Raw genomic sequence first — 26,265 nt, forward strand, 5'->3', positions numbered from 1 at the left:
ATCCGGTCGCGCCGCGAGGAGGTCATCAGTGCGGATCATGCTACTCGCCGGAACCCGGCCAGAGGCGGTGAAGCTGGCCCCGCTGGCGCTGGCCCTGGACGCGCACCCCGACCTCGACCGGACGCTGGTGCACAGTGGTCAGCACGCCGGGCTGGTCGAGCAGGCGCTCGAGCCGTTCGGCCTGGCCGTCGACGCGAGATTGAGGATCCCGCCACGACACACCGGATCGCAAGCCGAACTGGTGGCGAGTCTGCTACCGGCGATGGACGACCTGCTACGCGCGCACCGGCCGGATGCGCTGATGGTACAGGGGGACACGGCCACGGTACTGGCCGGTGCGCTGGCCGCGTTCTGGTTGCGGGTTCCGGTCGTGCACCTGGAGGCCGGGCTGCGCACCCGCGACCTGTCCGCGCCCTTCCCGGAGGAGGGAACCCGCCAGATGGTTGCGCGGATCGCCGCGCTGCACCTGGTGCCCACCGAGGGGGCGGCGGCGGCGTTGCGGGCCGAACGGGTCCCCCACGACCGGATCGTGTATACCGGCAACACCGTGGTGGATGCCGTGCTGGCCATCGCGGCGATGGATCTGCCCGCCGAGAACCCCGCACTCGCCCAGGTCGAGGCGGAACTGGCCACCACCGGTGGCCGGCTGGCACTGGTCACCTCGCACCGCAGGGAGTCCTGGGGGGAACCGATGGCGCGCACGTTCACCGCGATACGCGCGCTCGTCGCCGACCATCCGGACATCCGGGTGCTGCTACCCGCGCATCCGAACCCCGCCGTGCGGGACCAGGCCGAGGCCGAACTGGGTGGCCTGCCCGAGGTGCGGATCACCGATCCACTCGGCTACCCGGATCTGGTCCGCGCGCTACGACTGTCCGCTGTGGTGCTGACCGACTCCGGGGGCATTCAGGAGGAGGCACCCAGCTTCGGTACGCCGGTGCTGGTACTGCGCGAGGTGACCGAACGGATGGAGGCGGTGCGGGCCGGATGCGCGTGGCTCGTAGGGACCGATCCGGAACTGATCGCCAAGACCGCGGGCGCGGCGCTGTCCGGCACGTTACGCGCCGCGGCGGCGCCGAATCCCTACGGTGACGGGGCGGCGGCGGCACGGGCGGTCGCCGCGCTCGAGCGACTGGCGACGCGGGGCTGAGTCAGCCCATATCGCTCGCGACCGGGCGACGCGGTGCCGGGCGTCCGGGTTTCCCGTCGAGTTCGGTGTTGCGCCGGGTCTTCGCCCAACCATTCCGCCGGCGAATGAGCCGCAGCACCGCGCGCCACGAGGTGATGTAGAAGGTGTAGATGTACGCCGCGTAGGCGAATCCCATCCCGATCCCGCGCAGGATGTTCCGGCTGCGCAGGCATTTCATCTGGTACACCGGCCCCCAGATGACGAACGGGGCCAGCCCGAACGAGCCGTAGATGGCGAACAGGATCCAGGCACCGTCACTGAACCATTCCCATACCCGTGCCGGGTCGCCCGCCGTGGTGAACAGCAGCACCAGGAACGGGATCGGGTAGAGCAACGAACCGACCAACTGCATCCATGGCTGGGCGAGGTAGTACATCATCTCCGCCGCCCCGAGCGTACTCAGATGCGGTGAGTCCCAGATCCGCCGCAGGTAACGACCGCACTGCATGGTGCCCTGCCCCCAGCGGGTGCGCTGGGTGAGAAACCGGCGCAGGCTGTACAGGCCTTCCTGGGAGACGTGCGAGTCCGTGGTGAACCCGGTGCGCCAGCCCGCGGTGAGCAGGTGTACCCCGAGTTCGAAGTCCTCGAGCAGGGAACCACGCCACGGCCTCCCGTCCTGCCCGGCAATGGAGTCCAATGCGGACAGCCGGGTGAACTGTCCGTTGCCACCCATGGAGATGGTACCGGTGTAGCCGCGCGAGTTCTGGATCGCGGCGATCGCGGTCCGGAACTCGAGATCCTGCAGCTGCGCCAGCTTCATCCCGAACTTCCGCCGCCACCAGGACCGGTGCGCCGGCTCGGTGTCCCGGTTGCTCATCCAGACGTCCAGCTGCACGGCTCCGACACCGGCGTCGCCGAACAGGTGGTTCGCCGCGCACACCGCAAGGCAGTCGGCCGCGGGCCTGCCGTCGGCGTCCACCACGGCGACGATCGTGCGGTCCTTCGGGATGTGCCTGCCGCTCCAGTCGAGGAGGGCGCGATAGGCGGCGTTCAGCGCGTCGCCCTTGCCGGTGCGAGCTTGTGGCCGGCGACGCCGCACCAGGTGCAGGTACGGATCCGGCGTGCCGTCCTCCCGCGGGGACAGCGCCCGCACCACCTGTGCCGTGCGGTCCGCGGAGTCGTCGTCAACCACCCACACGTGCGCCGTGTCGAAGGTGCCGCGCAGGTAACGCACGGTGTCGCCGATCACGGCTTGCTCATCCAGGCAGGGCACGATGAAGTGCCATTCGAAGGTGTCCGGATCGCCCGCCGGGTACGGCTTGCGGCGCAGGTAGGGCACCACGATCACGACGACGTAGACGATGAACGCCACACTCATGGTGAGCGCGAAGGCCTGGGTGATGCCGAGCAGAACCTTGTAGGACTCGCCGGTCACGAGCGTTCTCCGCCCGTCCTGCCGTTGCGGGTGCCCAACCACACGAACAGCACCAGCGCCAGCGCGCCGCCCAGCACGCTGACCAGCGAGCCCATCAGGGTGTGCCCCCAGTAGTAGCCCTCGGTGACGCCGAGCCAGTCAACCAGCCCGACGATGGCGAGCACCCTGACCTGGTTGACCGCGATGACCGCCGCACCGGCGATGAGCAGCGAACCGATCAGCCGCTTGGCCTGCCGGGGTCGCAACCACAGCAGTACCGACGTGACCAGCAGTAGTGGCATCAGCATGAACACCGAGGAGCATTCCGGCGTCATCCGTAATCCGATCGGGTCGTCGCCACCCAGATTGAAATAGACGGTTTCCCGCCCGCCCGCGACATGTACCTCGTTAGAGCTAATAACGCTGATGATGGCGCCGGAGAGTGTTATCTCCAGCGTGCGATAGGCGCGCTCGACGAGTACCAGACCGAGGAGTATCGCGAGCACGGCCCCGATGGCCATCCTGGCCGGAACGCGCCACGTGTCGGGCGTGGGTGTGCTTGCTACGGCCACAATCCTCCCTCGCATGCAGGGGTCCGAAGTGGACGTGGTGCGGTACGGACCGCAGCGTGTGCGCGACCCTCGGGGACAAGCGAAACACAAATGGAAGGATCGTGCTCCGAAATACACACCAAAGAGTGATCATCTCCCGAAATGTGTTCTATTTTACTCGGTGGTTTCGATACCCCGACTGCGAGTCGTATCGATATCGGCGCGCACCGGCCTGGGCAGCGGCTTGCTCCGGCATTGACCGCCGAGAAAGGTAGGAATAACGAGATGAAGACGCATACCTGGCGTCGGACCGGGCTCCTGGTCATCGCGACCGCGGCCACGGTCCTCGCCGGCGCCGCTCCCGCGGCCGCGGCACCGGGCGACGCCTCAGCGTACGGAGCGCGGCTCAACGTGACACTGGTCGGCGCGGACGCCGTGAATCTCGGTCCGTTCGCCGAGGTCAGCACCGCGGGCCAGTACGGGACCTTTACCAACACCTTCGCCGGGGTCGACGCACCGGGCATCCTGAGCACGGGCGTCATCGAGACCGAGGCGACCTTCGACGAGCAGACCGGAGCGGTCAGCTCGCGGGCGACCACCGCGGACGTGGACCTACCCGTGCTGAGCGCGTTGCCATTCGTCGACCCGGCCGGGGCGGAGGCGATCACCGCCGAGTGCATGGCGACCGAGGAGGGCGTGTCCGGCAGCAGCACGCTGGCCGGGCTGAACCTCGGCGGGCTGGCGGATGTGGCGGTCGAGCCCGCGGCGAACACGGTGGTGGAGATCCGGTTGCCGTTGCTGGACACCCTCGTCGGCCGGATCACGCTCAACGAGCAGATACAGAACGACGACGGCAGCCTGACCGTGAACGCCTTCCACCTGGAGCTGCTCGCGGCCCCGCTGGGCACCGGCGATCTGGTGATCTCGTCGGCGACCTGCGGCCCCGCCGGCCTGCCGATCCCGCTGGCCTCCGGTGCGGGGTTGTGGATCGGGCTCGGCCTGCTCGGCGCCGCGGCCATCCCGGCGACCATCCACTTCGTCCGCAAACGCGGCGCGACCAACGCGGATGTGCCGGCCTGACAGCTAGGTGGTGGGTTATGTACAAACCGCCGGGAGCCGGCGTCGGCACGGCGGGGGGCAGCGTCGGAACGCTGGCCACCACCGGTGCCGACCTCGGCTGGTGGCTGGCCGCGGGCGTCACCCTGATCGCGCTCGGCGTGATCGCGATGATCGCCGTCCACCAGCGGAACCGGAAGCTGCATCGGGAGGTGTCGTGAGCTAGACCGGACCGGCCGGGCTGCCGTGGTGGCCGGTGGACAACCGCCACCACGGCAGCCGGTTCAGACCGACACGGTGCCGACCGGTAGGGCCGGTTGCGCCGAGAAGTCCAGCTCGGACGGTGCGACGTCCGCGGCAAGCAGGTGTGCGCCGAGCGCGGCGATCATCGCACCGTTGTCCGTGCACAGTCGTGGACGCGGGATACGGAGTTCGATCCCGGCTGCGGCGCAACGCTCCTGTGCCAATGTGGACAGTCGGGAGTTGGCCGCTACTCCGCCGGAGATCACCAGTGTGCTGACTCCCGAGTCCAAAGCCGCTCGTACCGCTTTCGCGGTGAGCACGTCCGCGACTGCTTCCTGGAAGGACGCGGCCACGTCGTCGACCGGGATGGACTCCCCGCGCCGCTGCGCGGCCTCGACCCAGCGCGCGACCGCGGTCTTGAGCCCGGAGAAGGAGAAGTCGAAGGGCGCGTCCCTGGGACCGGTCATCCCGCGTGGGAACGCGATCGCCTCGGGGTTTCCGTTGCGCGCGGCCTTGTCGATCGGTGGACCACCGGGGTAGGGCAGGTCGAGCACCCTGGCCACCTTGTCGTAGGCCTCACCCGCAGCATCGTCCACTGTGGATCCGATTTCGGTGATGGCGTTCGCGATGCCGTCCACCCGCAGCAGTTGGGTATGCCCGCCGGATACCAGAAGCGCAAGGCACGGGGACGGAAGTCCGCCGTGTTGCACGGTGTCCACCGCGATATGCCCCGCCAGATGGTTGACGCCGTACAGGGGGACATCCAGCGCGACGGCATAGGCCTTCGCGGCGGCGACCCCGACCAGCAAAGCACCGGCGAGTCCGGGTCCCGCCGTGACCGCGACGGCGTCCACATCGGATAGTTCGAGGTTCGCCGTTTCGAAGGCCCTGCGCACGGTCGGGGTCATCGCTTCGAGGTGTGCCCTGCTGGCCACCTCCGGTACCACGCCCCCGAACCGGGCGTGCTGCTCGACGCTGGAGGCGACCTCGTCGGCGAGCAACTCGACCCCGCCGTCGTCTCGCAGCCGGACCAGCCCGACGCCGGTCTCGTCGCAGGAGCTCTCGATTCCCAGGATGATTCGCGCCATCAGCCCGTCGCCTCCCCGGAGCCGCCGCGCGCGGGGCGCGCCATGGTGTAGGCGTCGGCCCCCGATGGCTGGTAATAGCGTTTGCGCATCCCGATCCGGGTAAAGCCATGCCGCTCGTACAACGCGATCGCGGCGACGTTGTCGGTGCGCACCTCGAGGAAGACGGGGGCATCCAGCTCGTCGGCCTTGGCCAGCAGCGCACGCAGCAGTGCGGTTCCGACGCCCTGGTGTTGGAAGGCGGGGTCCACGCCGATGGTGTTCACATTGGACTCCCACTCGCCGCGCCTGCCTGCGACGGCGAGACCCGCGTAGCCCGCGACCTCACCTTCGGGGGTGAGCGCGACGAGATAGTGACCGCCCGCGTCGAGCTCGGAGCGGAAGGCACGCGCGCTCCACGGGCTGTCCCCGGTGAACAGGATGTGCTCGATCCCGACACATCGGCGAATATGCTTGCTACGCAACGGTTCCAGTTTCACGGTGTGCTCACCCGCTTCCGCGCTCCCGGTTCGGCGGCGTCCGGCCTGCGCAGGTACAGCGGGGTCAGCGGGGCGGGTGCCGCGCTCGCGAGCAGCTCCTCCCTGGCGGCCGTGACCAGGCCGCGCGGGCTCGGCTGGGCGGGCGGGATCACGCGTACCGCACCCGGCTCGGCCGCGTCGGCGTAGAGCTGGGCTCCGTTCCCCGCCGCCAGGCGAATCGCCGAGGACACCTCGGCGGGTCGCTGCACTCGCGGCCCATCGGTGCGGCGGCCCGCTTCGTCGTAGCCGGCCCAGTACACCTCACGCCTGCGCGCGTCGGTCACCACGAGGAACGGTTCGGTGGTGGTGGTCTCGGCGGCGATGGCGTCCAGCGTGCACACCGGGTACGCCGGGATGCCCAAGCCGTGCGCGAGTGCGGCCGCCGTGGCCAGGCCCGCGCGCAAGCCGGTGTACGGTCCGGGGCCGTTACCGCAGACCACCGCGTCGAGCTCGGGCAACCGGATACCGGCCTGCCCGGCCGCCTGCAGCATCTGCGGGGTGAGCAGTTCGCCGTGCGCGCGTGGGTTCAGCGTCACGCGCTCGCCGAGCACGGTGAGTCGCGTGCGTTCCAGCTCGACGACGCCGGCGGTGATGGCCGGGGTCGCCGTGTCGAGGGCGAGTACGAGCACCCTCCGAGCGTACGACCGTCGCCCGGAGGCCGGACACGCAACCTGCCCGGAGCCGAGGCGTCCTGCTGGTGGAAAGTTGTCTGACCTTTTTGATTGATCGCCAATTGATCACTGACTGGAGTGCGCATGTCGAAGACCACTCGGAACCTACTGGTGGCCATCCCGATCGCCAGCCTCACCCTGCTTACCGCGACCGCTCCGGCAACCGCAACACCCGCACCCTTCCTGCGTGTCGACAAAACGACAGTCTCGCCGGGGATGGTCGTGCACGTATCCGCCTACTGCGGCCGCCGGGAGGGCCTCAACCACGTCGGCTCGGCGGCGTTCGCACCCACCGGTCACGACGGCCCCTACCAGGGCAACGGTGGGGTCGTGGTGTTCACCGAGCGCACCCCCGGTGGGGGTGAGGGGTATGCCGAGATTCGCGCCGACGCCGTGCCCGGCACCTACTACGTCGGCCAACGCTGCGGCGGCGGCAACGCCGGCGGCCTCACCCTCACCGTCACCCCCTAACCACCCCGGCCGCTACGTTTCGCGGGCTAACCGTCCCACCGGCCCCCGCCGGGGGTGCGTTTAGCGGGCTAACCGCACCGTGCCGGGCACGTTTCGCGGGCTAACCGTGCGGGGGGCGGACGCGGGAGGGCGCACAACTGAGGCGACGCGGTCGCCGCACTACCCGAGAAGGTGATATTGCGCACACCGTCTCGGGTAGTGCGCCCGCTTCGACGCTGACCGAGGGGCAGGCTGTCGCTGTGACACTCAGATCCGTACGATGTACCGAGATGACCACCCGTCACGCCGACACGGCGGCAACCGGCGTATCGTGCCGGGCGGCGGCAAAACTGTCGGTATCCCGCGGTAACGTAAAGTAAGGGGTCCCCCTAGCGGCGCGAACGGGCCTATCGCGCCGGACCGGGGACGTCGTCGAGGTAATCCCGGGGCAGGCGGTCGCTCCAGGCACCGTGTGGTTCCAGCCGTACCAGCCGCGCATCGTCCTCACGGCGCTCGAGCCGCACCACCAGATAGTCCTCGGAGAGCTGCTCGGCCACACCCTCGCCCCACTCGGCTACCACGGCCGCACTGTCCAGATCGGTGTCCAGGTCGAGGTCATCGAGCTGAGCGAGGTCGCCACCCAGCCGGTACGCGTCCACGTGCAGAAGCGCCACCCCTGCCGGTCCCGCTGGATGCGTCCTGGCAAGCACGAACGTGGGCGAACTGACCCGCCCGGACACCCCGAGCCCCTCGGCGATCCCCCTGGTCAGGGTGGTCTTCCCGGCTCCGAGCGGGCCCGCCAGCAGCACCAGATCGCCCGCCAGCAGCCAACCGCCGATCCGGCGCCCGAAATCCATGGTGTCCTCGGGCGTAGTGAGTTCGATCCTCATCGGCGCCACCACCGAAACCGTCGCCGGGGAGCAGAACCGTCCACCCTGGCCGAACGCTGCAGCAGGTCGATGAGGTGACTGTTCACCAGTTCCGGTTGCTCCAACTGCACCATGTGCCCCGCGCCACGCACCCGGACCAGTTCGGCGTCCGGCAGTTCGGCCGCCATCCGTTCGGCGTGCGAAAAGGGGGTGAGCCGATCGTCATCCGCTCCGATCACCAGCACATGCGTCTCCTTCAGACCGGCCAGCGCGGCATACCGGTTGTGGCTGCCCAGGGTGTCCACGAAGTTCACCAGCCCGCGCACCGGTGTCACGGCGAGCATCTCCAGCATGAAGTCCACCAACCGCGGGCTCACGTCTCGCCCACCGAACGCGAGCCGCCGGATCGCCTGCCGGGTGAGCTGCCCGCCGGCGGCGCGCACGAACTCGACCAACCCCGGCTGCCAGCCGGCCAGCTCGCCAACGCCCTTGGTGAGTGGGTTGTACTTGGACAGCAGCGGGCGAGGCAGGCCCTTCGCGCCCACCTCGCCCGCCGCGGTCGCGATCAGCGCGACCCCGCTGACCCGTTCGGCGAACAGCTCCGGCGCCTGCTCGGCCAGCTCCATGATCACCATCCCGCCCATCGAGTGTCCGACGAGGACGATGGGACCTTTCGGGGCGAGCGCGCGCACCACGGCGTCCAGATCCTTCGCCAGCTGCTCGATCGTGCTGGTTTCCTGAGTCGCCGCACCGGACTGGCCGTGCCCACGATGGTCGTAGTACACCTGTCGAACGGCCGGCAGCCGCAACGTCGCCAGGTCACGGCGCTGGAAATGCCAGCTACGCCGGGAGAGCGCGAACCCATGCACACCGAGCACGGTCAGCGTGGGCTCCTCGCCACCCGACGGATCGATTTCCTCCACCGACAACGGTGTACCGTCGTCGGCCGCGACCGTCGAGGCACGGTCCGCTTCCAGCTCACCCAGCGGCTCGGTCACGAACGGATCCCGCCCGCGGCGCGTGGTAACCGCCAGCGCCGCCGCCACGGCCCCGGTGACCACCGCACCGAGCCCGCCAGCAACGCCAAGGATCCGGCGTGACGGGATCACCGAGCCACCGCGCCGAGGTAGGTACGCACCACCCGCGGGCGGTACATGCCGGTCACGATCTCGTAGTCGATCGTGCCCGCGGTGTCCGCCCACTCTCGCGCGGTGGGCCCGCCGTCCGTTCCCGTGCCGAACAGAATCACCTCGGCACCGAGCTCCGGTACGTCGTCACCGCAGTCGACCACGATCTGGTCCATGCACACCCTGCCGACCACCGGGCACCGTCGACCGTCGAGCCACACGCCCATCCGGTTGGACAGCGTGCGCGGAACACCGTCCCCGTACCCGGCTGGCACCAACGCCACGTTCGTGTCCCGCGATGCGGTCCAGGTATGTCCATACGAGACCGACTCGCCCGCCTCGATCCGCTTCACCAGCACCACAGTGGACCGAAATGTCATGGCGGGACGCAGGTCCTCCTGTTGGGGAACAGGATTGAGGCCGTAGATGGCGATACCGGGGCGGACCAGGTCGAAATGTAGATCGGGCCGGGTCAGCGTGGCCGCCGAGTTCGCCAGGTGTCGCAGAGGATTCAGCCCGACATCCCGAGCAAGCGCGTAACCCGCGTGGAAGCGGTCGGCCTGCGCGTCGATCGAGTGGTGACCCGGTTCGTCCGCGCAGGCGAGATGCGACCAGATGGCGACCACGTCCAGGTACGGCTCCGCGGCGGCGGCCTTGACCAACGCGGGCCAGTCGGCTTGATGACATCCGTTGCGCGCGAGGCCGGTGTCGAGTTTGAGATGCACTCGCGCGGCGCGGCCCACCCGGCTCGCCGCGGTCGCCACCCGACCGAGCTCGGCCAGCGAACTGACCGAGATGTCGACCCCTTGCTCGATACCGGGCGCGAAATCGACGTCGGGCGTGTCCAGCCAGCTCAGCATCGGCGCGGTGATCCCGGCCGCGCGCAGGTCCAGGGCCTCGGCCAGGGAACAGGTACCCAGCCAGGTCGCACCGCCGTCGAGGGCCGCGCGCGCGACCGGCAGGGCACCGTGCCCGTAGCCGTCCGCCTTCACGACCGCCATGGTGGCCGCGCCGGAGTCCGCTGCCCGACCGGCGAGCAGCCTGACGTTGTACCGGATCGCGTGCAGGTCGATCACGACCTCGGCACGGCGCGACTGGTCAAGACTCATAACATCGCGATTTTCCCACAATGATCCGGCATGCCGTCACCTCGGCCGGTTGTGGTGGAGGACACTCGGGTCAGCCGCCGTGCGCCGCCTCGCGCGCCGCCGCGTGTCGCGCCCGGATGTGCTCACCGGTAGCGATGCCGTCCGCGCTCGGATCGTCCAAACGCAACGCGCTGTTGCCCTGCCATCGCGGTGGGTCCGCGGATCCGGCGAGCGCCCACGCGGCCTGCCGCGCGGCCCCGATGGCGACATGCTCAGCGGGCTCCGGCACCGTTACCGGAACGCCGAAAATAATGGGTGCCGCGGCACGCACGGCCGTGGACTGCGCGGCACCGCCGGTGAGCAGCACCTGGCGCACGTCGATTCCGTGCGCGCGCACCGCGTCGAGTCCAGCGGCGAGGCCACACAACATCCCCTCCACCGCGGCCCGTGCCAGGTTCTCCGGCGTCATATTCGCCCGCCGTAGCCCGAACAGCGAACCGCTCGCCTCGGGAAGGTTCGGGGTACGCTCACCGTCCAGATAGGGCAACAGGGTCAAGCCCGCGGCGCCGGGGTGCGCGCCGAGCGCGAGCCGGTCGAGTTCGGCGAGGTCCACACCGAGCATGGCCGCGGTCGCGGTGAGCACCCGCGCGGCGTTCAGCGTACAGGCCAGCGGCAGGAACCGGCCGGTCGCGTCGGCGAATCCAGCTACCGTGCCGGTCGGGTCCGCCACCGGGGCCTCGCTGACACCGAAGACGGTGCCGCTGGTGCCCAAGGAGACGACCGCGTCGCCGGCACCGGCCTCGAGCGCCAGCGCGGCGGCCATATTGTCCCCGGTGCCAGCAGAGATCAACCTGCCATCGGCGGTGTGACCGGCGGGTTCGGCGGGGCCGAGCACCGTGGGCAGTTCGGGAGCGCGACCACCGAAGGCATGCGCGACCAGGTCGTCCCGGTACTCGCCGTTAGCGGGCGAAAAGTAGCCCGTGCCGGACGCATCGCCACGATCCGTCACGGGTTGACGACTCTTCGCGCTTTGCAGCCGCCACGTCAACCAATCGTGCGGCAGGAGTACCCGCGCGACCCGATCGGCTGACCGAGGCTCGTGCTCGGCCAGCCAACGGAGCTTGCTGACGGTGAAGCTCGCCACCGGGACGAGACCGACCGCCTCCGCCCAGACCTCCGGACCACCGAGTTCGGCCACCAGGTCTGCGGCGGCCTGCCCGGAACGGTTGTCGTTCCACAGCAGCGCCGGTCGCACCACCTCGCCGTCTTCGTCCAGGGTGACCATGCCGTGCTGCTGCCCCGCCACGCCGATGGCACGCACGCCGCCGAGCAGGCCGTCGGTGGCCGAGGTCAGCGCGTCCCACCACACCGCGGGCTCGACCTCGGTGGTGTCCGGATGCTCGGCCCGCCCGGTGCGCAGGATGGTCCCGGTGTGCGCGTCGCACACGACCACCTTGGTGGACTGGGTGGACGAGTCGACCCCGGCGACCAGGGTTGTTGACTCAGCCGTCATGGCCGCTGCTCCTTCGTGGTCGGGACGTGGACACATCGCACCGTGGTGCCGCATGCGCGCATCGCGGCTATCTCCTCGTCCGGGGTGTTACCGTCGGTGATGATCAAGTCGTACCCGCCGACATCCCCGTAGGCGTAGGTAGCGGTCCTGCCGAACTTCGAGTGGTCGACCAGCAGGACGTTCCGGTTGGCTGCGTGCAACGCGGCCGTCTTCAGCTCGGCGAACTCGCGCACCGGGTGGTAGAGCCGTCCCCCGGCCACCGCCGTCGCCGACACGAACCCGACGTCGGCCCGCGTCCGGTCGAGGGCTGCCACCGTGTCCGGACCGGCGCACGAGTCGAATTCGGTGTACCGGCCACCGAGCAGTACGACCTCGACTTCGCCTGCTGCCCCGAGCAGCCTGGCCACCTCGACGGAGTTGGTGACCACGGCCAGGCTTTCCAGCGCGGCGAGCCTGCGGGCGAGTGGGAAGAGCGTGGTCGAGTCGTCCAGGAACACGGTCCGCCCTGCGGTCACCTCGTCGGCCGCCGCCTGGCACAGCGTCTCCTTGTACTCGATGTGCAGCCCCTCCCGGAAGCGTTTGGCGGTTTCCATGGTGAGCGCGGGGAACGCCGCGGCCCTGCCCCGGAGCTTGCGGAGCAGCCGTCGCCGCGCGAGATCGTCCAGGTCGCGATGCATCGTCATCAGGCTCACGCCGAACCGTTCGGTGAGGTCGTCGATGCGCACCTCGCCGCACTCGATGACCGTGCGCAGCACCTCCTGCCGTCGGTGCTCGACCACCGCGTCGGAGGACCTGGCCCTAGGCATCGGGGCGGACCACGGCCTTGAGCACCGAACTATCCCGGTTACCGATGGTGAGCGCCTGTTCGACCTCGGCCAACCCGAAACGGTGGGTCACCAGGCGGTCGAGGTCGACGTCACCCCCGGAGGCCAGCGCGATCGCGGCCGGCCAGGTGTTGGCGTAACGGAAGGTGCCGGTGAGCTCGATTTCGTACCTCTGGAGGTGCGCCAACGGCAGGGTGAGTTCGTCGCCACCCATGCCGACCAGCACGACCCTGCCAGCCCTTCCGACCAGACGAATGGCCTCGGCGGTGGCTGCCGGCGCGCCGGAGCACTCCAGCAGCACGTCCGGCTCGTACCCGGCGTCGGCGAGACTGTATGCGGCGACGTCGATCGTGCCGGTCGCCCCCAGTTCGGCGGCCACCCGCAGGCGCCGCGCATTCACATCGGTCACCACGATCTCGGACGCGCCGAACGCCCGGGCGGCTTGGACGGCGACCAGGCCGATCGGGCCTGCGCCCGTGATCAACACGCGGGACCCCGGCTGCACCCTGGCCTTTCGGCAGGCCCACACACCGACCGACAGCGGTTCGAGCAAACCGGCCGCCTCATCGGTCAGCCGGTCGGGCACGGCATGCGCGAATTCAGCTCGCAGGGTGACGTACTCGCAGAAGGCCCCGTCGATCGGCGGCGTGCCGAAGAACCGCATCCCCGGGCACAGGTTGTAGCGGCCGAGTCCGCACTGCGCGCAGCGCGCACAGGGCACACCCGGTTCAAGCGCGACCCGCTGGCCGATGTCGTGCCCGGTGGTGTCCGGCCCTCGCGCGACCACCACGCCGCTCGGTTCATGGCCAAGCACCAGGGGTTGACGCACGACGAAGTCACCGATCCGCCCGTGTTCGTAGTAGTGCACATCGGAGCCGCAGGTGCCGACCGCGAGGACCTGGACCAGCACCTCACCCGGCCCGGGTTCGGGGACCGGCCGCTGCTCGAGCATCACGTCGTGCACTCCACGGAGCACGGCGACGCGCATGGTGTCAGGAACCTCACCCATTGCCGCATTCTTACCAGAACGCTGCTCGCTTGTTAACACATAAACCGATAACTTTCCCCCGTCCCCCACCCGACGCGGTGCGTTTAGCGGGCTAACCGCGCCCGCCGGAGACATACGGAATGCGTTTAGCGGGCGAACCGCACCGAGCAGGTACGGGTGGGGCGGGAGTACGTTTCGCGGGCTAACCGCAGTTGGACGGGGCCGGGGAGCGGACCTGGCGGAGCGCGTCGGGGATAGCCGCCAGTACGGCGGAGGCGGACGTCGGCACGCCCCGCGCGGCGAGCAAGCCCGCCAGCGAGTGCACGTAGGTCGCCATGCCCGCCGCCAGCCACGCGTCGATCCCGGCTGCCAGCAATGCACCCACCAACCCGGAAAGCACATCGCCCGACCCGGCCGTAGCCAGCCATGATCCGCGCGGGACATTCACCAGTACACGCCCGTCGGGGGCCGCCACGATCGTGCAGTGGCCCTTGAGCAGCAGCACCGCGTTGAAACGCGCCGCCGCTTCCCGGGCAGCCGCCACTCGGTCCGCGCCCGGCCTGGTACCGGTCAAACGTTCGAACTCACCCGCATGCGGGGTGAGCACCAGCGGTGTGCCGGGATCACGCGCGTCGAGAACCGCAGGTGCCCTGGCGATGATCGTGATCGCATCGGCGTCAGCACAGAGTGGAACACCCTGGCCCAGGGCGTGTTCCAGTACCTCACGACCTTCTCTTCCCGTACCGATGCCGGGGCCAACCGCCCAGGACTGCACCCGCCCGGCGTCGGTGATCGACCCGGTCGCCACCGTCTCCGGCCAGTGCGCGCGCACCGCATCGGCGGCGGGCCCGGCGTAGCGCACCATGCCCGCGGTGGCGCGCACCGCCGAGCCGGTCGCCAGCACCGCAGCGCCGGGATAGGTGGCCGACCCCGCGGCGATGCCCACGACCCCCTGGCTGTACTTGTCATCCTCGGGCCCCGGCAGCGGCCAGTGGGCCGCCACGTCCCCGGCGTCCAGCCGGAACAGATCGGGATCCGCGAGCTCATCGCCGAGACCGATGTCCACGAGTTCGACCGGGCCGCAGTGGCCGGGGTTGAGCGCATGCACCGGCTTACGTGCACCGAACGTGACCGTGCACGCCGCGCGCACGGCTGGGCCTGCTACCTCGCCGGTGTCCGGATCGACGCCGCTCGGCAGATCGATCGCGAGCACCGGCGCACTGACGTGCTCGAGCAGCTCGGCGGCTTGCGGGCGCAGCGGTCCGCTGGCGGAGATTCCGACGATGCCGTCGATCACGAGGTCGGCGCGAGTGAGCCATTGTGGAGCGTCCTCGACCGGAACCACACGGCCACCTGCCCTGCGCAACGCAGCCAGTCCCCGCGGGTGCGCACGCTCCGGTTTCAACAGTACTGCCGTCACGCCGACACCGCGGCGAAGGAGAAACGCGCCGGCCCATAAGGCGTCGCCACCATTGTTGCCTGCCCCGACCAGCAAGGCCACCCGGCTACCAGCGACCCTGCCAGCATGCTCGGTGAGCATGTCGGCCGCACGCAGGCTAGCGCCGAAGGCGGCGCGACGCATCAGCGCACCCTCCGGAGTGACGGCAAGCAGCCGCTCCTCGGCCGCGCGAATCCGATCCGTGGTCCAGATGCCCTGCACGCGGCTCCTCCGGCTCTACCTCACTCGACGGTCACGGACTTCGCCAGGTTACGTGGCTTATCCACGTCGTACCCGCGGCTGCGCGCGATCTCGGCTGCCAGCACCTGCAGCGGCACGGTGGACACCAGTGGCTGCAACAGGGTCGGGACCGCGGGAGTCTCCACGAGTTCGTCGGCGAACGGCCGCACAGTCTCGTCACCCTCCTCGGCGATCACGATCGTGCGTGCACCGCGGGCTTGGATCTCGCTGATGTTGGACAGCAGTTTCGCGTGCAGCACCGCGCGTCCCTTGGGGGACGGCATCACCACAATCACCGGGAGCCCGTCCTCGATCAGCGCGATCGGGCCGTGTTTCAACTCGCCCGCGGCAAAACCCTCGGCATGCATATAGGCGAGTTCCTTCAGCTTGAGCGCACCTTCGAGGGCGACCGGGAATCCCACGTGCCTGCCGAGAAACAGCACCGCCTTGGACTCGGCGATCCGTTGCCCGAGCGAACGCACTTGATCCACAGTGGACAGCACTTTACGCACCGCGGCAGGCATCGCCTCGAGCTCGGCGAACTCCCTGGCTACCTCGTCCGGGTACTTCGTGCCGCGCGCCTGCGCCAGCGCCAGCCCGACCAGGTAGTTGGCGGCGATCTGCGCCAGGAACGCCTTCGTCGAGGCCACTCCGATCTCGGGCCCGGCGTGGGTGTAGAGCACGGCATCGGACTCGCGAGGGATCTGCGCGCCGTTGGTGTTGCAGACAGCGAGTACACGGGCCTTCTGCTCCCGCGCGTGCCGCACTGCTTCCAGGGTGTCGGCCGTCTCACCGGACTGGGAGACCGCGACCACCAGCGTGTCCCGGTCGAGCACCGGGTCGCGGTAGCGAAACTCGCTGGCCAACTCGACCTCGACCGGCAGCCTGGTCCAGTGCTCGATGGCGTATTTCGCCACCAGACCGGAGTGGTAGGCGGAGCCGCATGCGACGACGAAGACCTTGTCGACGTCGCGCAGGTCCTGGTCGGAAAGACGCTGCTCATCCAGGATGACGCGACCACCGTCGAAATGCCCACGCAGCGTGTTGGCCAGCGCCTCGGGCTGCTCCTCGATCTCCTTGAGCATGAAGTAGTCATGGCCGCCCTTCTCCGCGGCCGAGAGATCCCAGTCGACCGTGAACGGCTTGCCCCCCGCCGGTTCACCGGCGAAGTCGGTCACCTCGTAACCCGCACGAGTGATCACCACCAGCTGGTCCTGGCCGAGTTCGACGGCTTCGCGCGTGTGCTCGATAAACGCGGCCACGTCGGAGGCGACGAAGGTCTCACCCGCGCCCACACCGACTACCAGTGGTGACGACCGGCGGGCCGCGACGACCAGGTCTGGCTGATCGGCATGCGTCACGACCAGCGTGAACGCACCTTCCAAGCGACGGCACACCGAACGGACGCTCGCGGGCAGGTCACCAGCCGTGGCTCCGTCGGTGTAGGCGCGGGCGATCAGGTGCGCGGCGGTTTCGGTGTCGGTGTCGCTGGTCAACTCGACGCCCGCCTGCTCCAACTCGGCACGCAGGGTCGCGAAGTTCTCGATGATCCCGTTGTGCACGACGGCGACCTGGTCGGTGGCATCGCGGTGCGGGTGCGAGTTGCGGTCGACCGGCGGACCGTGCGTGGCCCAGCGGGTATGTCCCATGCCCGCGGTACCGGTGAAATGACCCCGTCCGAGTGAGTCGAGTTCGATCTCGAGGTTCGCCAGCCGCCCCGCCTTGCGCTCGACGGTCAGGGCGCCGGCACCGTCGAGCACAGCGACGCCCGCCGAGTCGTAGCCGCGGTACTCCATGCGTCGCAGCCCGCCGAGTATCACCTCGAGCGCCTGCCGATGGCCGACGTATCCCACGATTCCGCACACGGCCGTCAGCCTAACGACGCCCCCGTTCACCCCTGTGCCGGGCACGCTCACGCGACGGTTAGCCCGCTAAACGCAGCGTGCGGGGGCCGCGGCGAGTGCGGTTAGCCCGCTAAACGCACTTCCAGGGTGCCCGCTGACTACGGTCCGCCTGCTAAACGCGCCGGGCGGGCCGCGGGTGGCGGGGGGCAGTAAGGTCACGCGCATGGCCAGCAAGCCCAAGCGGATCCTCGAGGAGCTGTCCCATCCGGGGCCGCACGATGTGCTACGCGGCGACCTCGCACTGGTCGGGCTCCCCGGGGTGGTGTACACGCCGCGCACCGGCCTGAACTTGCCCGGTATCGCGTTCGGCCACGGCTGGCTGCAGCCGCCGGGGCTTTACCGCGGCCTGCTCCGCCACCTGGCGAGCTGGGGTGTGGTCGCCGCCGCTCCCGCGACCGAGCGCGGCCCGTTGCCCTCGCACCGGCAGCTCGCCGCGGACCTGCGCACCGCGCTCGAGGTGACGACCGGTGTTCGGCTCGGGCCGTCCGGGATCAGCGTCGACCCCGAGCGGCTCGGCCTCGCCGGGCATTCGGTCGGCGGCGGGGCCGCGGTGCTCGCCGCGGCCGCCGACGGCGCGCCGCGGGTCAGGGCCGTGGCGACCTTCGCCGCGGCGCAGACGATCCCGGCCGCCACCGAGGCCGCCCGGCACATCGACGCGCCGGGCCTGCACCTCGCCGCGGCGGAGGACATGGTCGCACCGGCCGCGGGGAACGCGGACGCGATCACCAGGGCCTGGCGCGGGCAGGCGCAACTGCGGACGGTCCCGAAGGTTTCCCACCTCGCCCTCGCCGAGGGCACGCACTGGAGCAGGCTGCTCCTGCACGGCAAGCCGCACCGACCCACCCAGCGGCTGGTCCGAGCACTGTTCACCGCGTTCTTCCTGACCCACCTCACCCGCACGGACGACTACCGCCCGTTGCTGGAGGCCGACCTGAAGCACGCCGCGATCACGCTGGACAGTGAGCAGGCGGACGCCGAGCTCAGCACCGGTTCCTGAGCGCCCTCACTTCATCCACTGGTTGTTCGAGAAGTCCTCGTCGTCGAAGTCTCCCTGGTCGCGGGCGTGCCGGCCGGCACGGTGGGTAGGCCGGGACGGTTCGGGAGACGCCGGCGCGGGCGGCGCCGGCTCCACCGGGGGTTTCGGTTCCTGCCACATGCCCGTCGGTGCGGCGGCCGGCGCCTCGAACCGCGCGTAGCCACTCGCGGCGGGCTCCTCGGGTTCCTCCTCCGGTCCGAAACCCATCACGTTGTTCTTGTCCGCCAGCGTCTTCTCGGTCGCCCAGCCGCCGGCCTCCTCCTTGCGCTTGCCGAGCTCCCGCCGGTGCTCGACGTACCGCTCGGCCGCCTGCACCTGCTTGGTCATGTACTCGTGCGACTTGGCCTTGATTTCCTCGCCCTGCCGCTCCCGCAGCGCGCTGCGGTCGGCCTGCTCCCGAACGAGCTCACCCAGCGCGGCTCGCATCCGCTCGACCCGTCCTACGCCGTCCATCGGCCCTCCTCACGCCCGCGATCCACGGATCACCGGTCGAACCGGATCGAACGGTCGCCTTCCTCGTCCAGCGATCCGCTGATCCGGCCACCTCCACCGTTCGTCTCGAAGATGCCACCGTCGATGCGGTACTGGTTCCCGCCACGCTCCTGGTCGCCGCCCTGACCACCGGCGCCGCCCATGGCGCCCATACCGCCACCCATCATGCCCATCCCGGCGCCGCCCGTGGCACCCGACTGCGCGGTCGACGCCGCGGCGGGCGCCTCGCCGAGACCACCCGGCGTGGCCCCGAGCCCCGCGCCGGCACCCGCAGGCTGCGCGGACGCGCCACTCTGCGCCCCGGCGTTCATCGCGGACGAATCGTCCAGGCCACCGCCCAGCGCGGAGACCCCACCGCCACCGTCGGACGCGGCGCCGGCGGCCACACCGTCACCGACCGCCTGCGGCTCGGTCCCCGCGGCGTCGCCGGTCCCCGGCTCACCTCCGGCGGGAGCGCCGACGGAGCCGTCGGAGTCCCCGCCCATGTCCGGGTCGACATTCGCCTCGGCCGGACCCGCGGCCACCGACCCACCGCCGTCCAGGCTCGCGCCATCCCCGCCGGCCGGCGGGGGGCCGTCCGTCCTGGCTCGGATGTCCTCACCACGCAACGGCTCCGGGCCACCCCTGATCTCCTCGGCCGACTCGGATTCCTCGCCCAGGGTGTACACCGTCGGCTCACCGGAACCGTCATCGATCGTGATCGTGGTCGGCCCGTCGGGCCCGTCCGGTTGCTCCGCGGTGATCTTGAGGTTGCCGTCCTCGATGTGGATCTTGCCGTCCGGCCCCGGTCGGTAGACCTGCTCACCGCCGGCGGCACCGTCCTCGGCGCCACTGCCCTCCGGGCCGAACTCGCCGGGCTCGGACTCCTCGCCGGGCTCGCCTTCGGGGTCGGTGCCGAAGTCGAGCTTGTACTCCTTCGGCTCACCGGAACCGTCATCCACCGAGATACCCATCCGGCCCTGCTCGTCGGGCTCCTCCATGGAGATCTTGTGGTCGCCCTTCTCCACGGTGACGTTGTCCCGGTCGTCCCCGGTGTCCGTGATCGCCTCACCGGTCTCCGGGTCGATCGGGTACGGCTTCCCGGTACCCGGATCGACCTCCAACGGCTTACCGGTGATCGGATTGGTACCCGGCCCGGTGTCCCCCGTCTCCGGCGGCTCGCTGACCGAGGGTGTGGTGCCTCCGCCGCCGGCGCCGATCCCACCGCTCGGGCCACCGCCTCCACCACCGATGCCTCCACCACCGGTACCACCGCCGCCGCTGCCGCCACCCCCGTTACCGCCAGGGCCCGGACCGGAACCCGGCGGCGGCTGGAACGGCTGCTGTTCACCCGTGCCCTGAAACTCGTTCTCGACCTCGTTCATCACGCCATCGAGCTGGTCGTAGGCGTTGTTCACGAGTTCCTTGGTGTCATCGCAGATCTTCTCGAAGCCCTTGTAGAGCCGGTCCCACATGTCCGGGTTGAACTGGTTCTGGATCCACTGCTTGGCGAGCTTCTTGCCCTCCTCGATGACCTCGTCGTCATCACAGCAGCCGTCGTCGTTCAGCTTCTCGGTCATGTTGGTGCCGAAGTTGACGTCCATCCAGCCCGCGACGTCGGCCATCTCGTCCTTGCCCGCGGCCTCCCCGTTGGCGAGCTTGATGACCTTCTCGGCCATCGGCCGGTCCGCTCGGCCGACCAGTGTGGTGTCGAGCTGCATGACCGAATCGGCCTTGCCCTTGCACAGCCGGTACACCGCCTCGGCGGCGGCCTTGGTCGCCTCCTCGGAGTCGGTCAGGTAGGTATTGAGCTGCTTGGCTTTCGGGTCGATCTTCTCCGTGTAGTGGTCGTAGGCGGCGTTGGCCGCATCGCCCGACCAGTTCTGGAACAACGTGTTCAGCTGGCCCGCGGTGTCCTGCATGGTGGTGTCGACCGTCGCGGCCCCCCTACCGAACCGCTCCGCGTCGGCCATGAAGTTGGCGAAGCTGATTCCCCGCTGCTCGTCGAACCGCTTCTTGATGTCATTGCCGAAGTCCAGCGGCCTGGTCCGGCCGACACAGTCCCCGGGTAGCATTTCCAGCAGCGGTCCGAAGTTGCGGAACACCCGCAGCGCGGGCTCGGCCGCGTCGAACAGCTCGTCGGAGGTCTCGGTACCGCCGCCGCTGGGGGTCGGTGGCTGCGCCCCTTCCAGGTCGGCCTTGCCCTCGTCGACGAGCTTGCCCTGCTCGCGATCGTTGTAGCTGGCCTGCTCGGCCTCCTGCTTGGCGTCGTTGTAGGCCTCGTCGGGATCCTTCTGCGCCAACATCGGGTTGGCGTTGAACGCGTCGTAGTACCTGCTCGCCTCGTCGGGCGCGTCCCCGGCCTCGTCGCTGAACATCCACGAGGACAGCAGTGCCTGCTTGGCCTCCGGTGAGACACCGGGGTCGTCGCAGATCGCCTTGACTTCCTCCCAGGTCTTGGCCATCACTGCCCTCCGGCCTGGCTGATGTCATCCCGCCGCTGCTCGTCACCCGCCGTGTAGGCCTGGCCGGCGCCGCTGATCTGGCTCGCGAAGCTGGTAAGCGTGGTGCCGAGGCCCTTCACCGCCGCATCCAGCGTCTGTACCCCCTTGGTGTAAGCCTGGGCATGGTCACCATGTGCCTGCCCGAAGCCCTCCGCGTTCACCTTGCTCTGCCCCAGTTCCTTGTTGTCCTCCGACAGGTCCTCGGCCAGCTCGGTGATCTTCGTGGACGCCGCCTCCATCGCGTCGGCATCACTCTTGTAACCCTTCCCCGGTCCGGCCACCGTGGACCCTCCTCCTGATCGAGGTCGTCTTGCTCCGTACCTGGAGCTACGACGCAGGCGAACGTTGTTCGGTGCCGTCGCATTTGCACATAGAATGTACCCTGATCAGCCGCTTTCCGAGGTGGCTTTGCCGCGAAGGGCCTCGGTGAGCACCTCGGCGACGCCGGTCAGGTCCTGCATCCGCTCGCGTTCCTCGAGGTCGATCCGGACGTCGTAGTGGATCTCCAACGTGGCCAGCAGCTGCACCCGCTTCTTGGAGTCGATCCCGACATCGGCGAGCGGGGTGGAGGCGTCCAGCCGGTCCGGGTCGATCAGGAAGGAGTCGCAGACGAGCCGCTTGAGCTCGGTCAGGTGCGGCCCGACGCCGGCCGCCTCGTCCGTTGCCATCCGACCATTATCGCGCCGGCCAGAAGCGCGCCCGCGCGGCGGCCCTGGCCACCTTGCCGCTGGAGGTTCGCGGCACCTCACCTGGCGCCACCAGCAGGAACTCCCGCAGGACGATGTCGTGCTGCTCGGTCACCGCACGCCGGACCGTGCGCCCGATCCGGTCCGGGTCGAGCGTGGCGTCGCTGGAGTCGCGGCCGTACTCGGCGACCACCATCACGCCCTCGCCCTCCGCATCGGCGACGCCGAACGCGGCCACCCGATCCCGCCGGATCGTCGGGTCGGCGCCGGCCACCGTGCTCTCGATGTCCTGCGGATAGTGGTTGCTGCCGTCGACGATGATGAGGTCCTTGCGCCTGCCGGTGATGTACAGCTGGCCGTCGTGGACGACGCCGAGATCGCCGGTGCGCAGCCAACCATGTTCGGGCAGGTCCGCCGGAGCGGCCGCGATCCGGGCTTCGAAGGTCTCCGCGGTGCGTTCCGGCCGCCGCCAGTAGCCGCTGGCCAGGTGGGGTCCGTGCACCCAGATCTCGCCGATCGTTCCGTTCGGCTCGAGCCGATGGGTCTCCGGATGCACGACGCGAACCAGCTGCCCGACCGGTCGCCCCACCGAGACCAGCTCGCCCGCCTGCTCCGCGCTCGCCGCCGGCAGTGCACTGCCGGCGGCGAGCCGCGCCCGGTCGAAGGCCGTGACGGTGGGCCCCTCGGGTCCCGCACTGGACACGTACACCGTGGCCTCGGCCAGCCCGTAGGAGGGACGATGCGCCTCGGGACGGAACCCGTACGGCCGGTACGCCTCGGCGAACGCGGTGATCGTCGCGGGCCGGATCGGTTCGCTACCGTTCAGCGCCACCCGCACGCCGGAGAGGTCGAGACCGGTGCGGGTGGCCGCCGGCACGGTGTCCACCGCGAAGTCGAACGCGAAATTGGGCGCGGCCGTGAACACCTCCGGGTAGTCGGACAGCAGTTCCAGCCACCGTCGTGGCGCACGCACGAACTCCAGTGGCTCCATGAACACCGAACGCGCCCCGGTGTACAGCGGCAGGCACAGCAACTGGATGAGCCCCATGTCGTGGGAGAACGGGATCCAGCCTGCGCAGGTGGTGGCCGGGCCGGCTTCGTACGCGGTGGCGACCTGGTCCACGCTGGCGATCAGGGCGCCGTGGCTGATCACGGCCGCCGCCGGCTCGCGGGTGGAGCCGGAGGTGTACTGCAGGTAGGCAGGGCTGTCCGGACCGACCTCGGTGGCCGGGGCCACCGCATCGGTGCCGGTATCGGTGTCGGTTGTGATGATGCGTGCGGGCGCGGGCACCGGTTCGGCGTCGGCGAACTCGCGCAGCCTCGGCAGACCGGCTTCGGTGGTCAACCACAACGCCGGTGCGCAATCGCGCAGCGCGGCGACCAGCCGGGCACGCTGTGCCCGTGACCGCGGCGCTGTCAGCGGCACCGCCACCAGTCCGGCGTGCAGCGCGGCGAGGAAGCCGATGACGTAGCCGAGATCCTGCCTGGCGGGCACGGCGACCCGGTCCCCGGGTCCGGCCACCGCGCGCAGCCTCGTGGACAGCACTCCGACCCTGGTCGCCAGCTCGGACCAGCGCAGCGTAGATGCCGAGCGGTCCCGGTCGACGAAGGTGAAGGCCGGTTCCGCGGAGTCGCCCCGCGCCAGCAGATGACCGATCAACGACCGCCACCGGGCCGATGCGTACGCCATGAACGTCCTCAGTCAGTGCTCCAGCGACCCGCGGACCGGGTGTCCGCGGCCGGGTCCTCGCCGGTGTCCAGGGTGCCGCTGATCCGGTTGCCATCCGTACCGACCTCGAATAGGTCGTCCTCGGTCCGGTAGGCGCCCTGAGCGCGTTCGTGCGCGCTTGCCCCGGCGCCGATACCGCCGCCGACCGTGCCCATCCCCGCGGCGGGCATGTCCTCGGTGGTCTCCGCGGTGGGGGTGACACCACCGGGTGCCGTGCCGAGGCCGGCGCCGCCGGGTTGGCCGGAGCGCGGCGGAACGATGCCGGCATCCACCCCCGCCCCGGAGAGGGGTGAATCGGCGGCTGCCGGCGGCTGCTCGCCGCTGGACATGCCGGTGGCGATCGCCTCCATGCCGGTGAACGCCTGCGGCGTGGTGGTCTGCTGCTGCCCGGCTTCCCCTTCCAGCGTGTAGGTGGTGGGGTCGCCGGTGCCGTCGTCCAGGGTCACGGTGGTCGGGCCGCCCGGCCCTTCCTGGCGTTCGGCGGTGATCGTCACCGGCCCGTCCGCGATGGTGATCCGCCCGTCCGGCCCAGGCCGGTGCACCTGCTCGGGTTCCGCTACGTCCACACCGTCCGGTGTCGCGGTCCGCCGTTGCGGGCCGAACTCGGCCGGTTCGGGTCGGGGCTGTGGCTCGGCCGGTGGCCGCGGCTCCGGTTCCGGTTCCGACCGGCCGGTGGGCGTGGCGGGTTCGGGCCGCTCGTCGCCGAAGTCGAGCGCGTACTCCCGCGGCTGACCGGAACCGTCCTCGATGGTGAGCCGCAGGGTGCCGTCGGCCCTTGGCACGGTCAGGGTGATCTCGCGTTCGCCGTCCCGGATCGTGACGCTGCCCGGTTGGTCCGTGCCGGGCGGCGTCGTCCGGTCGGTTTCCGGGTCGCTCGGCTCCGGCTCCGGTTGCGACCGTTCCGCCGGGGCCGGGCCGGTGGGGCGCGAGACGGCCTCAGGGCCTGTTGGTTCGGCCGCCTGCGGCCGGCGCGGACCGCTGTCCCCCGCGCCGCCGGGTGGTGGCCGCACGGTGGTGTCCTGGCCTGCGGTGGCTTCTGTCCCGAGCTGAAGTGGTCCGAAGGGGTCGGTGGGTACGTTCAGCACGTCCGCGAACGCACGCAGCCCTTGCTGCGCGGCGTTGTACGCGGCCTCGATCGCGCCGCGGTACTGGCCCATCGCGTTGGCGTAACCCTGCGCGAACTCGTCCATCTCGCGGCAGAACATGTCCGCCCACTTGGAGTCGTACCCGGTGTCCAGGTCGACAAGGCCAGGGGTGTTACGCAGATCCTGCGGCGCGATCGGCCCCGTTCCCACCCCCTGGTTGTCCGCCACACGTGATGAGCCGACACCGTGCCGACCCCAGCTCATCGCATCGGTGAGCCGGTCGACGAACATGTTCTGTCCCGGGCAGTCGTCCGGGTTGTGCCGGGAGACGAACTCCTTCGCGCTGCCCTCGTTCGGTACGTTCGCCAGGTCCACCAGTGGCGGCCGGATGGTGGACCACAGGCGCCGCAGCGCCTCGCCGAAGCCGTTGACGTAGCCCGTGTACTCCTCGAGTGCCCGGTCGAGTTCGTCCAGCTTCTCCCTGGCGGCTTCGGCGGCCCTGCCGCTCCACGCCGCGGCGAGTGCCTGCTTGACCCGCTCGTCCACCTGTTTCGCGGCCTCGGCCGCGGCACCGAGATTGCCGGCTCGCCCACCCGCGCCCCAGAGGTGACCGAAGCCGAAACCGCGCAGCTGCTGCAACAGGTTACGTTCGTGGTCTCCCTCGCCGTAGGGCAGTTGAACAGCGTTCCAGTCCCGGCCCCGGCACGGATGTCCGGACCAACGCTTGTACAGCTCGCCGAGCGGGCCGGTCATCGCGTCCCGGAAACCGGCGAGCTGATCGATCATCGCGTCCGAGGTGTCCGCGAGGTGCACGTCGGCCGGTGGTTTGAGCGGCTCGATGATCGCGTCTCCCGCACGGCCGTCCACAGCCATCATGCACCGTCCTCTGTGGAGCTGATCGTCCACGCGCTGTTGAGGTCGTCCTCCTCGGTCATGGTCGCGGACTTGTTCAGTCGAGTGGCGAAGTCGTTCAGGAACTCGGCGGCCCTACCGACCGACTCGGCGAGCTCCAGGGCCTTCGCCGGATACTCCGCGGCCGCCTCGGACAGGGCACGGATGTTGCCGAAGTGCTGGGCGTCGAGTTCCGACTGCTCCGCGTACCCTTGCATCTCGGTCAGCGAGGTCGCGACCGATGACACATCCTTCGCGACCTGTTTCACTTGTTCCGGCTCGATGCGCATGTCCCCCGCCATGGCGGCCTCCCTCCGCGGCTGTTCAGCCCGGCTCGTCGCTGGTCCAGTCCGTGCCCGAGAAGTCGTCCTCGTCCCACCCGCCGGTTCGCGGTGGGGGCGGAGTTGGAGCGGGCGGCGCGGCCGGTGCGGTCCGTGTCGTCGGTGGCGCCTGCGCGGCGGGCGGGTCCTCCTCGAACCCGAACGAGTCGTCATCGTCGACCGTGTCGGTACGCCGCGTCGCCCAGGCGTTCCCCGGCTCGGGTTTCGTTGGTGGTGGCGCCACCGTCTCCCGCGCCGCGACGGCCGCGAGGGTCTGCTCGTCCTTGGCCTTGTTCTCCTCGACCAGCGTGCGCAGCCGGGCCTGTCGTGCCTCGTCCTCGGCGAGAACGCGTTCCCGGTCGGCGTGGTACTGCGCACGTACCTCGTCCAGACGCGCGAACGCCCGCTGGAACTGGGGACTCACCCCACTACCGT

General features: G+C 70.0%; 26 protein-coding genes. 5 read left to right on the forward strand and 21 right to left on the reverse strand.

What is annotated here, in order from left to right; all coding sequences use genetic code 11:
• Positions 1-28 precede the first annotated feature (28 nt).
• Positions 29-1,150 (forward strand): non-hydrolyzing UDP-N-acetylglucosamine 2-epimerase, encoded by a 1,122-nt coding sequence (wecB, locus tag FB471_RS14220; RefSeq protein ID WP_141998589.1) that lies wholly within the window; start codon positions 29-31, stop codon positions 1,148-1,150.
• A gap of 1 nt (position 1,151) precedes the next feature.
• Here wecB and FB471_RS14225 read toward each other — a convergent pair whose 3' ends face one another.
• The gene (locus FB471_RS14225; RefSeq protein WP_483964215.1) at positions 1,152-2,564 is read right to left on the reverse strand and encodes a glycosyltransferase family protein; all 1,413 of its coding nucleotides are present in this window, start codon (positions 2,562-2,564) and stop codon (positions 1,152-1,154) included.
• Positions 2,561-3,064, reverse strand: coding sequence for an exosortase P (gene xrtP, locus FB471_RS14230; RefSeq protein WP_141998592.1), 504 nt, complete (start codon positions 3,062-3,064; stop codon positions 2,561-2,563). Before xrtP ends, FB471_RS14225 begins: the two co-directional genes overlap by 4 nt.
• A gap of 315 nt (positions 3,065-3,379) precedes the next feature.
• On the opposite strand from xrtP, the gene FB471_RS14235 reads away from it, so the two are divergent.
• Together FB471_RS14235 and FB471_RS14240 are read left to right on the forward strand one after the other, a co-directional pair.
• Positions 3,380-4,174: a choice-of-anchor protein CoaP gene (locus FB471_RS14235; protein ID WP_141998594.1), complete on the forward strand. Its 795-nt coding sequence runs from the start codon at positions 3,380-3,382 to the stop codon at positions 4,172-4,174.
• Between the two features lie 17 nt (positions 4,175-4,191).
• Entirely contained in the window at positions 4,192-4,371 is a 180-nt protein-coding gene (locus tag FB471_RS14240) for a peptidase (protein ID WP_141998596.1), read from the forward strand.
• A gap of 63 nt (positions 4,372-4,434) precedes the next feature.
• Here FB471_RS14240 and tsaD read toward each other — a convergent pair whose 3' ends face one another.
• The 3 genes from tsaD to tsaB are packed head-to-tail and all read right to left on the reverse strand — an operon-like array spanning position 4,435 to position 6,625.
• Positions 4,435-5,481: a tRNA (adenosine(37)-N6)-threonylcarbamoyltransferase complex transferase subunit TsaD gene (gene tsaD / locus FB471_RS14245; protein WP_141998599.1), complete on the reverse strand. Its 1,047-nt coding sequence runs from the start codon at positions 5,479-5,481 to the stop codon at positions 4,435-4,437.
• Positions 5,481-5,957, reverse strand: a complete 477-nt coding sequence (rimI, locus tag FB471_RS14250; RefSeq protein ID WP_141998601.1) for a ribosomal protein S18-alanine N-acetyltransferase — start codon at positions 5,955-5,957, stop codon at positions 5,481-5,483. The genes tsaD and rimI overlap by 1 nt, the downstream gene beginning before the upstream one ends.
• Positions 5,954-6,625 carry a tRNA (adenosine(37)-N6)-threonylcarbamoyltransferase complex dimerization subunit type 1 TsaB gene (gene tsaB / locus FB471_RS14255; RefSeq protein WP_141998603.1) on the reverse strand — a complete coding sequence of 224 codons (672 nt, stop codon included), beginning with the start codon at positions 6,623-6,625 and terminating at the stop codon, positions 5,954-5,956. The genes rimI and tsaB overlap by 4 nt, the downstream gene beginning before the upstream one ends.
• A 126-nt stretch (positions 6,626-6,751) precedes the next feature.
• Here tsaB and FB471_RS14260 point away from each other — a divergent pair, with 126 nt between their 5' ends.
• Positions 6,752-7,138, forward strand: coding sequence for a hypothetical protein (locus FB471_RS14260; protein WP_141998605.1), 387 nt, complete (start codon positions 6,752-6,754; stop codon positions 7,136-7,138).
• A gap of 386 nt (positions 7,139-7,524) precedes the next feature.
• Here the strand turns inward: FB471_RS14260 and tsaE are convergent, their stop codons facing one another.
• From tsaE to glmS, 8 genes are all read right to left on the reverse strand, one after another.
• The gene (gene tsaE, locus FB471_RS14265; RefSeq protein ID WP_141998607.1) at positions 7,525-8,007 is read right to left on the reverse strand and encodes a tRNA (adenosine(37)-N6)-threonylcarbamoyltransferase complex ATPase subunit type 1 TsaE; all 483 of its coding nucleotides are present in this window, start codon (positions 8,005-8,007) and stop codon (positions 7,525-7,527) included.
• The gene (locus FB471_RS14270) at positions 8,004-9,095 is read right to left on the reverse strand and encodes an alpha/beta fold hydrolase (RefSeq protein WP_170220809.1); all 1,092 of its coding nucleotides are present in this window, start codon (positions 9,093-9,095) and stop codon (positions 8,004-8,006) included. The genes tsaE and FB471_RS14270 overlap by 4 nt, the downstream gene beginning before the upstream one ends.
• Entirely contained in the window at positions 9,092-10,222 is a 1,131-nt protein-coding gene (alr, locus tag FB471_RS14275) for an alanine racemase (protein ID WP_141998609.1), read from the reverse strand. Before alr ends, FB471_RS14270 begins: the two co-directional genes overlap by 4 nt.
• Before the next feature lie 70 nt (positions 10,223-10,292).
• A complete protein-coding gene (gene xylB, locus FB471_RS14280) occupies positions 10,293-11,714 on the reverse strand; it encodes a xylulokinase (protein WP_141998611.1) in 1,422 nt (473 codons plus the stop codon).
• Positions 11,711-12,520, reverse strand: coding sequence for a DeoR/GlpR family DNA-binding transcription regulator (locus FB471_RS14285; RefSeq protein WP_141998615.1), 810 nt, complete (start codon positions 12,518-12,520; stop codon positions 11,711-11,713). Before FB471_RS14285 ends, xylB begins: the two co-directional genes overlap by 4 nt.
• The gene (locus FB471_RS14290) at positions 12,513-13,547 is read right to left on the reverse strand and encodes an NAD(P)-dependent alcohol dehydrogenase (protein ID WP_246076403.1); all 1,035 of its coding nucleotides are present in this window, start codon (positions 13,545-13,547) and stop codon (positions 12,513-12,515) included. The genes FB471_RS14285 and FB471_RS14290 overlap by 8 nt, the downstream gene beginning before the upstream one ends.
• Before the next feature lie 181 nt (positions 13,548-13,728).
• On the reverse strand, positions 13,729-15,186 hold the full coding sequence (locus tag FB471_RS14295; RefSeq protein WP_141998617.1) for an NAD(P)H-hydrate dehydratase: 1,458 nt from the start codon (positions 15,184-15,186) through the stop codon (positions 13,729-13,731).
• Positions 15,187-15,206: 20 nt separating this feature from the next.
• Positions 15,207-17,069: a glutamine--fructose-6-phosphate transaminase (isomerizing) gene (gene glmS, locus FB471_RS14300; RefSeq protein WP_141998619.1), complete on the reverse strand. Its 1,863-nt coding sequence runs from the start codon at positions 17,067-17,069 to the stop codon at positions 15,207-15,209.
• Between the two features lie 202 nt (positions 17,070-17,271).
• On the opposite strand from glmS, the gene FB471_RS14305 reads away from it, so the two are divergent.
• Positions 17,272-18,105 carry a dienelactone hydrolase family protein gene (locus FB471_RS14305; RefSeq protein ID WP_141998621.1) on the forward strand — a complete coding sequence of 278 codons (834 nt, stop codon included), beginning with the start codon at positions 17,272-17,274 and terminating at the stop codon, positions 18,103-18,105.
• Positions 18,106-18,111: 6 nt separating this feature from the next.
• On the opposite strand, the gene FB471_RS34570 is transcribed toward FB471_RS14305, so the two are convergent.
• The 8 genes from FB471_RS34570 to FB471_RS14345 all read right to left on the reverse strand — a co-directional run bounded on the left by FB471_RS34570 (position 18,112) and on the right by FB471_RS14345 (position 26,254).
• Entirely contained in the window at positions 18,112-18,597 is a 486-nt protein-coding gene (locus FB471_RS34570) for a hypothetical protein (protein WP_211358033.1), read from the reverse strand.
• Positions 18,598-18,626: 29 nt separating this feature from the next.
• Positions 18,627-21,080 (reverse strand): WXG100 family type VII secretion target, encoded by a 2,454-nt coding sequence (locus FB471_RS14315; RefSeq protein ID WP_170220810.1) that lies wholly within the window; start codon positions 21,078-21,080, stop codon positions 18,627-18,629.
• Complete coding sequence (locus FB471_RS14320; RefSeq protein WP_141998623.1) at positions 21,080-21,400, reverse strand: type VII secretion target; 321 nt, start codon at positions 21,398-21,400, stop codon at positions 21,080-21,082. Before FB471_RS14320 ends, FB471_RS14315 begins: the two co-directional genes overlap by 1 nt.
• 105 nt (positions 21,401-21,505) lie before the next feature.
• A complete protein-coding gene (locus FB471_RS14325) occupies positions 21,506-21,787 on the reverse strand; it encodes an acyl carrier protein (protein ID WP_141998625.1) in 282 nt (93 codons plus the stop codon).
• Positions 21,788-21,794: 7 nt separating this feature from the next.
• Positions 21,795-23,495 (reverse strand): fatty acyl-AMP ligase, encoded by a 1,701-nt coding sequence (locus tag FB471_RS14330; RefSeq protein WP_141998627.1) that lies wholly within the window; start codon positions 23,493-23,495, stop codon positions 21,795-21,797.
• Between the two features lie 8 nt (positions 23,496-23,503).
• Positions 23,504-25,495 (reverse strand): WXG100 family type VII secretion target, encoded by a 1,992-nt coding sequence (locus tag FB471_RS14335; protein WP_141998629.1) that lies wholly within the window; start codon positions 25,493-25,495, stop codon positions 23,504-23,506.
• Complete coding sequence (locus FB471_RS14340; RefSeq protein ID WP_141998631.1) at positions 25,492-25,812, reverse strand: hypothetical protein; 321 nt, start codon at positions 25,810-25,812, stop codon at positions 25,492-25,494. The genes FB471_RS14335 and FB471_RS14340 overlap by 4 nt, the downstream gene beginning before the upstream one ends.
• A 22-nt stretch (positions 25,813-25,834) precedes the next feature.
• Positions 25,835-26,254 (reverse strand): hypothetical protein, encoded by a 420-nt coding sequence (locus FB471_RS14345; protein ID WP_141998633.1) that lies wholly within the window; start codon positions 26,252-26,254, stop codon positions 25,835-25,837.
• Between the last annotated feature and the right edge of the window lie 11 nt (positions 26,255-26,265).

This window comes from Amycolatopsis cihanbeyliensis (assembly GCF_006715045.1).
GTDB lineage: Bacteria > Actinomycetota > Actinomycetes > Mycobacteriales > Pseudonocardiaceae > Amycolatopsis > Amycolatopsis cihanbeyliensis.

Bases quoted from the DNA above. Each gene is read 5' to 3' on its own strand.
- xrtP (WP_141998592.1), bottom strand. From the start codon at position 3,064: ATGGCCATCGGGGCCGTGCTCGCGATACTCCTCGGTCTGGTACTCGTC.
- FB471_RS14235 (WP_141998594.1), top strand. From the start codon at position 3,380: ATGAAGACGCATACCTGGCGTCGGACCGGGCTCCTGGTCATCGCGACC.
- FB471_RS14240 (WP_141998596.1), top strand. From the start codon at position 4,192: ATGTACAAACCGCCGGGAGCCGGCGTCGGCACGGCGGGGGGCAGCGTC.
- tsaD (WP_141998599.1), bottom strand. From the start codon at position 5,481: ATGGCGCGAATCATCCTGGGAATCGAGAGCTCCTGCGACGAGACCGGC.
- FB471_RS14260 (WP_141998605.1), top strand. From the start codon at position 6,752: ATGTCGAAGACCACTCGGAACCTACTGGTGGCCATCCCGATCGCCAGC.
- tsaE (WP_141998607.1), bottom strand. From the start codon at position 8,007: ATGAGGATCGAACTCACTACGCCCGAGGACACCATGGATTTCGGGCGC.
- alr (WP_141998609.1), bottom strand. From the start codon at position 10,222: ATGAGTCTTGACCAGTCGCGCCGTGCCGAGGTCGTGATCGACCTGCAC.
- xylB (WP_141998611.1), bottom strand. From the start codon at position 11,714: ATGACGGCTGAGTCAACAACCCTGGTCGCCGGGGTCGACTCGTCCACC.
- FB471_RS14285 (WP_141998615.1), bottom strand. From the start codon at position 12,520: ATGCCTAGGGCCAGGTCCTCCGACGCGGTGGTCGAGCACCGACGGCAG.
- FB471_RS14290 (WP_246076403.1), bottom strand. From the start codon at position 13,547: ATGGGTGAGGTTCCTGACACCATGCGCGTCGCCGTGCTCCGTGGAGTG.
- FB471_RS14305 (WP_141998621.1), top strand. From the start codon at position 17,272: ATGGCCAGCAAGCCCAAGCGGATCCTCGAGGAGCTGTCCCATCCGGGG.
- FB471_RS34570 (WP_211358033.1), bottom strand. From the start codon at position 18,597: ATGGACGGCGTAGGACGGGTCGAGCGGATGCGAGCCGCGCTGGGTGAG.
- FB471_RS14315 (WP_170220810.1), bottom strand. From the start codon at position 21,080: ATGGCCAAGACCTGGGAGGAAGTCAAGGCGATCTGCGACGACCCCGGT.
- FB471_RS14325 (WP_141998625.1), bottom strand. From the start codon at position 21,787: ATGGCAACGGACGAGGCGGCCGGCGTCGGGCCGCACCTGACCGAGCTC.
- FB471_RS14330 (WP_141998627.1), bottom strand. From the start codon at position 23,495: ATGGCGTACGCATCGGCCCGGTGGCGGTCGTTGATCGGTCATCTGCTG.
- FB471_RS14335 (WP_141998629.1), bottom strand. From the start codon at position 25,495: ATGATGGCTGTGGACGGCCGTGCGGGAGACGCGATCATCGAGCCGCTC.
- FB471_RS14340 (WP_141998631.1), bottom strand. From the start codon at position 25,812: ATGGCGGGGGACATGCGCATCGAGCCGGAACAAGTGAAACAGGTCGCG.